The sequence below is a fragment of the Polaromonas sp. genome (assembly GCF_041689105.1).
GTDB lineage: Bacteria > Pseudomonadota > Gammaproteobacteria > Burkholderiales > Burkholderiaceae_C > Polaromonas.
On sequence record NZ_JBDNGU010000204.1, the window covers coordinates 1 to 4648 of the forward strand.

The following is a 4648-nucleotide window of genomic DNA, read 5'->3' on the forward strand; positions in this document are numbered from 1 at the left end:
GGACGAAGCCGAACCGGGCACCTGCAAGGACCGCGACATCTTGGCGTACAACCCCCACTGCGTGATTGAGGGCATGGCGATTGCCGCCTACGCGATGGGCATCAGCGTGGGCTACAACTATATTCATGGGGAAATTTTCGCAATCTACCAGCGTTTTGAAGAAGCGCTGGACGAGGCGCGCGTCGCTGGCCTGATCGGCAACGGCATTCTCGGCAGCAGCTTCAGTTTCCAGCTCCACGCGGTGCACGGCTTTGGCGCTTATATTTGCGGTGAAGAGACCGCTCTACTGGAGTCTCTGGAAGGCAAAAAAGGTCTGCCGCGCTTCAAGCCGCCGTTTCCCGCCAGTTTTGGTTTGTATGGCAAGCCGACGACCATCAACAACACCGAGACCTTCGCGGCCGTACCGTGGATCATCCGCAACGGTGGCCAGGCCTACCTGGCATGCGGAAAGCCCAACAACGGCGGTACCAAGATTTATTCGGTGTCGGGCGATGTCGAGTGGCCCGGTAACTATGAGGTGCCCATGGGTACGCCGTTTTCCAAGCTGCTGGAGCTGGCGGGCGGCGTGAGAAATGCCAAGGATGGCCGCACCCTCAAGGCCGTCATTCCCGGTGGCTCCTCGGTACCTGTGCTGCCGGCCTCCATCATGATGGAATGCACCATGGACTACGACTCGATTGCCAAGGCGGGCTCCATGCTCGGCTCTGGCGCCGTGATCGTAATGGACGACAGCCGCTGCATGGTTGAGTCACTCAAGCGTTTGTCGTACTTTTATATGCACGAATCCTGCGGCCAGTGCACGCCGTGCCGTGAAGGCACGGGCTGGCTGTGGCGCGTAGTGGATCGCATCCACAACGGAAAGGGCCGTGAGGCCGACATGGATCTGCTCAATTCGGTGGCGGACAACATCCAGGGCCGCACCATCTGTGCGCTTGGCGATGCTGCCGCCATGCCGGTGCGCGCCATGATCAAGCATTTCCGCCCTGAGTTCGAGGCCATGATCAAACCGCAAACCACGCAAGCTCCAACATCCCAGGCCCCCATTCAGACTCCAGCGCAGGCCTGAACCGAGGAAAGAAAAAATATGATTGAAATAGAACTAGACGGCCAGAAGGTGGAAGTGATCGAAGGCAGCACGGTGATGCACGCCGCTGGAAAAGCGAACATCTACATTCCGTATTTCTGCTATCACAAGAAATTGAGCATCGCGGCCAATTGCCGTATGTGCCTGGTCGATATCGAAAAGGCGCCGAAGCCGATGCCGGCCTGCGCCACGCCCGTGACGCAGGGCATGATCGTGCACACCAAGAGCGACAAAGCCATCAAGGCCCAGAAGGGCGTGATGGAGTTTCTGCTGATCAACCACCCGCTGGACTGCCCGATTTGCGATCAGGGCGGCGAATGCCAGTTGCAGGACCTCGCTGTGGGTTATGGCGGTAGCGGCTCGCGCTACGAGGAAGAAAAACGCGTGGTCTTCCACAAAGACGCCGGTCCGCTGATCTCGATGGAAGAGATGAACCGCTGCATTCACTGCACGCTCTGCGTCCGCTTCGGCCAGGAAATGGCCGGCGTGATGGAGCTGGGTATGTCGCACCGTGGTGAACATGCCGAGATTGAAACTTTCGTCGGCATGTCGGTCGATTCCGAGCTGTCCGGCAACATGATCGACCTCTGCCCGGTGGGTGCGCTGACCAGCAAGCCTTTCCGTTACAGCGCCCGTACCTGGGAGCTGTCGCGCCGCAAGTCGGTCAGCCCGCATGATTCGACCGGTGCCAACCTGATTATCCAGATCAAAAACAACAGGGTGATGCGTGTGGTACCGCTCGAAAACGAATACGTCAACGAGTGCTGGATTGCCGACCGCGACCGTTTTTCGTATGAGGCCCTGAACAGCGACGAACGCCTGACGAGACCCATGCTCAAGCAGGGTGGCCAGTGGAAAGCGGTCGACTGGCAGACCGCGCTCGAATACGTGGCCAATGGCCTCAAGCGGATCAAGGCCGACCATGGTGCGCAGAGCATAGGCACCTTGGCCAGCCCGCACAGCACGCTTGAAGAGCTGCACCTTGCCGCGTCACTGATGCGCGGTCTGGGCAGTGAGAACATTGATTACCGGCTGCGCAACGCCGAGTTCGTCCCAGCGCAGGCTGTGCGCTGGCTGGGCACCTCCATCGCGTCGCTGTCGCAATTGCAGCGCGTGCTGGTTGTCGGCTCAAATCTGCGCAAAGATCATCCGCTGTTTGCACAGCGCATCCGTCAATCTGTTCGCAAAGGATGCGCTCTAAGCACGATTAATTCGACAGCAGAATTGACCACAGCCGATGCATGGGCTATGCCCATCGGCAACGTGATGTTGGGCAATCCCGGTTTATGGGCACAGTCATTGGCGGATGTTGCTGCGGCTATTGCAGCAGAAAAGGGTGTTGCGGCTCCCGCTGTTGGTCAGGCTACTGATACCGCCAAAGCCATTGCAAAATCATTGATGGGTGGCGAGCGCAAGGCCATTCTTCTGGGTAACACTGCCGCGCATCATGCCAACGCATCGAGCTTGCTAGTACTGGCCAACTGGATTGGTGAACAAACCGGTGCTGGCGTCGGTTATCTGACTGAAGCCACCAACACTGTTGGCGCACAGCTTGCTAATGCATTGCCAGGCGATAAGGGCCTTCATGCTGGCCAGATGCTGGATGGCAAACTCAAGGCCGTCATTCTGCTTAACAACGAACCAGAGTTTGATTCGGCAGCGGGCGCTGGCGCCAAGGCCGGGTTGAACGCCGCGCAAATGGTCGTTACGCTCAGTCCCTTCAAAGCCAACATGAGCTTTAGCGATGTGTTATTGCCGATTGCGCCTTTCACCGAAACCCCGGGCACCTTTGTGAATGCCGAAGGCCGTGTGCAGAGTTTTCTTGCTGTAGTCAAACCGCTGGGTGACACGCGCCCCGCATGGAAGGTGTTGCGTGTGCTGGCCAACCTGCTCGGCTTGCCGGGCTTTGATTTCGAGTCCGCGCAGGATGTGCTCAAGCAGATCCGCGGCGCTGAAGGGGCGCAGGTCCCGGCAGAGCTGCTCGGCAATGCGACGCAAGCCGCTATCAATCTGTCGGCAGCTGGCACGGCCCCGGTCGTGGTCAGCATTTACCAGCTGGACAGCCTGGTGCGGCGCGCCACCTCGTTGCAGCTGACCGTTGATGCGCGGCAGGCCGTGCGCGCTGAGGGAGTCGCCGCATGATTGACACGATCTTCGACTTCGGCCAGGTCTTGATGGGCGGCATCTGGCCGGGCACAGTCTGTCCGGTGCTGTGGACCTTGATCAAGATCGTCTGTGTGTTACTGCCCTTGATAGGCTGCGTCGCTTACCTGACCTTATGTGAGCGCAAGGCGATTGGTTTTACCCAGATCCGAGTTGGCCTGAACCGCGCCGGCCCATCTGGCCTGCTGCAGCCGATTGCCGACGCGCTCAAGCTACTGACCAGGGAAATCATCATTCGACCAGCAAGAGTCTGTTTGTGCTGGCCCGGCGGAAAAAATGAGCCTCCAGGCTCAAGTTAGGAAATCCTCATGAGTGCATTCGCTTCAGTCAAAGGTTTTGTATCGAGCTTCATGCTCACCGAGCTGTTCAAGGGTATGGCGCTGACCGGAAAGTACATGTTCAAGTCCAAGATCACGATTCAGTTCCCCGAAGAAAAAACACCACTGAGCCCGCGCTTTCGCGGTCTCCACGCGCTGCGCCGTTATGAAAATGGCGAAGAGCGCTGCATTGCCTGCAATCTTTGTGAGGCCATATGCCCGGCGCTGGCGATCACGATTGAATCAGAGATGCGCGAAGACGGCAGCCGCCGCACCACGCGTTATGACATTGATCTGCACAAGTGCATTTTTTGCGGCATGTGCGAAGAGGCCTGTCCGGTGGACGCGATTGTCGAGACCCACATCTTGGAATACCACGGTGAAAAACGTAGCGACCTGTACTTCACCAAAGACATGCTGTTGGCCATAGGGGACCGCTACGAGGCCGAAATTGCAGCGAATCTGGCGGCCGACGCCAAGTATCGCTGACCGATCGCCTGAAAGAAGCTTGGATATGAATGTCACAACCGCTCTTTTTGGTGTGGTTGAAAACGGGGTAACACTTTTTCCGGTGGCCATCGGATGAGTCATAGGCAAAACTGTCTCGTTCGGGCACCACGCAGATGGGGCACATGGTGGCAGAGCACCGGGGATGTCGCTGCTGGCGCGCTGCAACGGCAAGCATTTCCTGCTGTTGACCAGCAAGGAACGGCTGCTGTTCGAACGGCATCTGGACGACAGCGTGCTGAAGGTCGCCTGACAACGTAAACCGGCAGGCCTTTTTCGCCGCTGAATCGCTTGCTGCGCGCCGCTGTCACTACAACATTTGGATATTAACGATGTCAGCAGGCAGTTTGCGCCAGACGCTCGCCAGCCAGGGCTGCTGATTGCGCGCCAGGCCATCGGGACGGTAATAATGAGTCAACTCAACGAACCCCGCATCTGACATATGGCGCTGCCAAGTTTGAAGATCGTAATACGCACCGTAGCGTCCGTCGGACCAGCCTTCTTCATTATGGCCGTGCGGGTTCGAGCTGAACAGCACGCCCCCAGTTTTCAAGGTTGTGTGTAGTTCCAGTAGCAC

General features: G+C 58.1%; 3 protein-coding genes and 2 pseudogenes. 4 read left to right on the top strand and 1 reads right to left on the bottom strand.

Annotated features, from left to right (window positions below):
• From nuoF to nuoI, 4 genes and pseudogenes are all read left to right on the top strand, one after another.
• Positions 1-1066: NADH-quinone oxidoreductase subunit NuoF (nuoF, locus tag ACESMT_RS20195; RefSeq protein ID WP_372828388.1), on the top strand; the 1066-nt coding region annotated here is incomplete at its 5' end.
• A gap of 18 nt (positions 1067-1084) precedes the next feature.
• Positions 1085-3226: an NADH-quinone oxidoreductase subunit NuoG gene (nuoG, locus tag ACESMT_RS20200; protein ID WP_372828389.1), complete on the top strand. Its 2142-nt coding sequence runs from the start codon at positions 1085-1087 to the stop codon at positions 3224-3226.
• A pseudogene (locus tag ACESMT_RS20205) lies at positions 3223-3480 on the top strand (NADH-quinone oxidoreductase subunit H); the annotation flags it as partial. The gene nuoG and the pseudogene ACESMT_RS20205, both read left to right, overlap by 4 nt.
• Positions 3481-3555: 75 nt before the next feature.
• The gene (gene nuoI, locus ACESMT_RS20210; RefSeq protein WP_372828391.1) at positions 3556-4053 is read left to right on the top strand and encodes an NADH-quinone oxidoreductase subunit NuoI; all 498 of its coding nucleotides are present in this window, start codon (positions 3556-3558) and stop codon (positions 4051-4053) included.
• Positions 4054-4381: 328 nt separating this feature from the next.
• Here the strand turns inward: nuoI and ACESMT_RS20215 are convergent.
• Positions 4382-4648: pseudogene (locus tag ACESMT_RS20215) on the bottom strand (hypothetical protein); the annotation flags it as partial.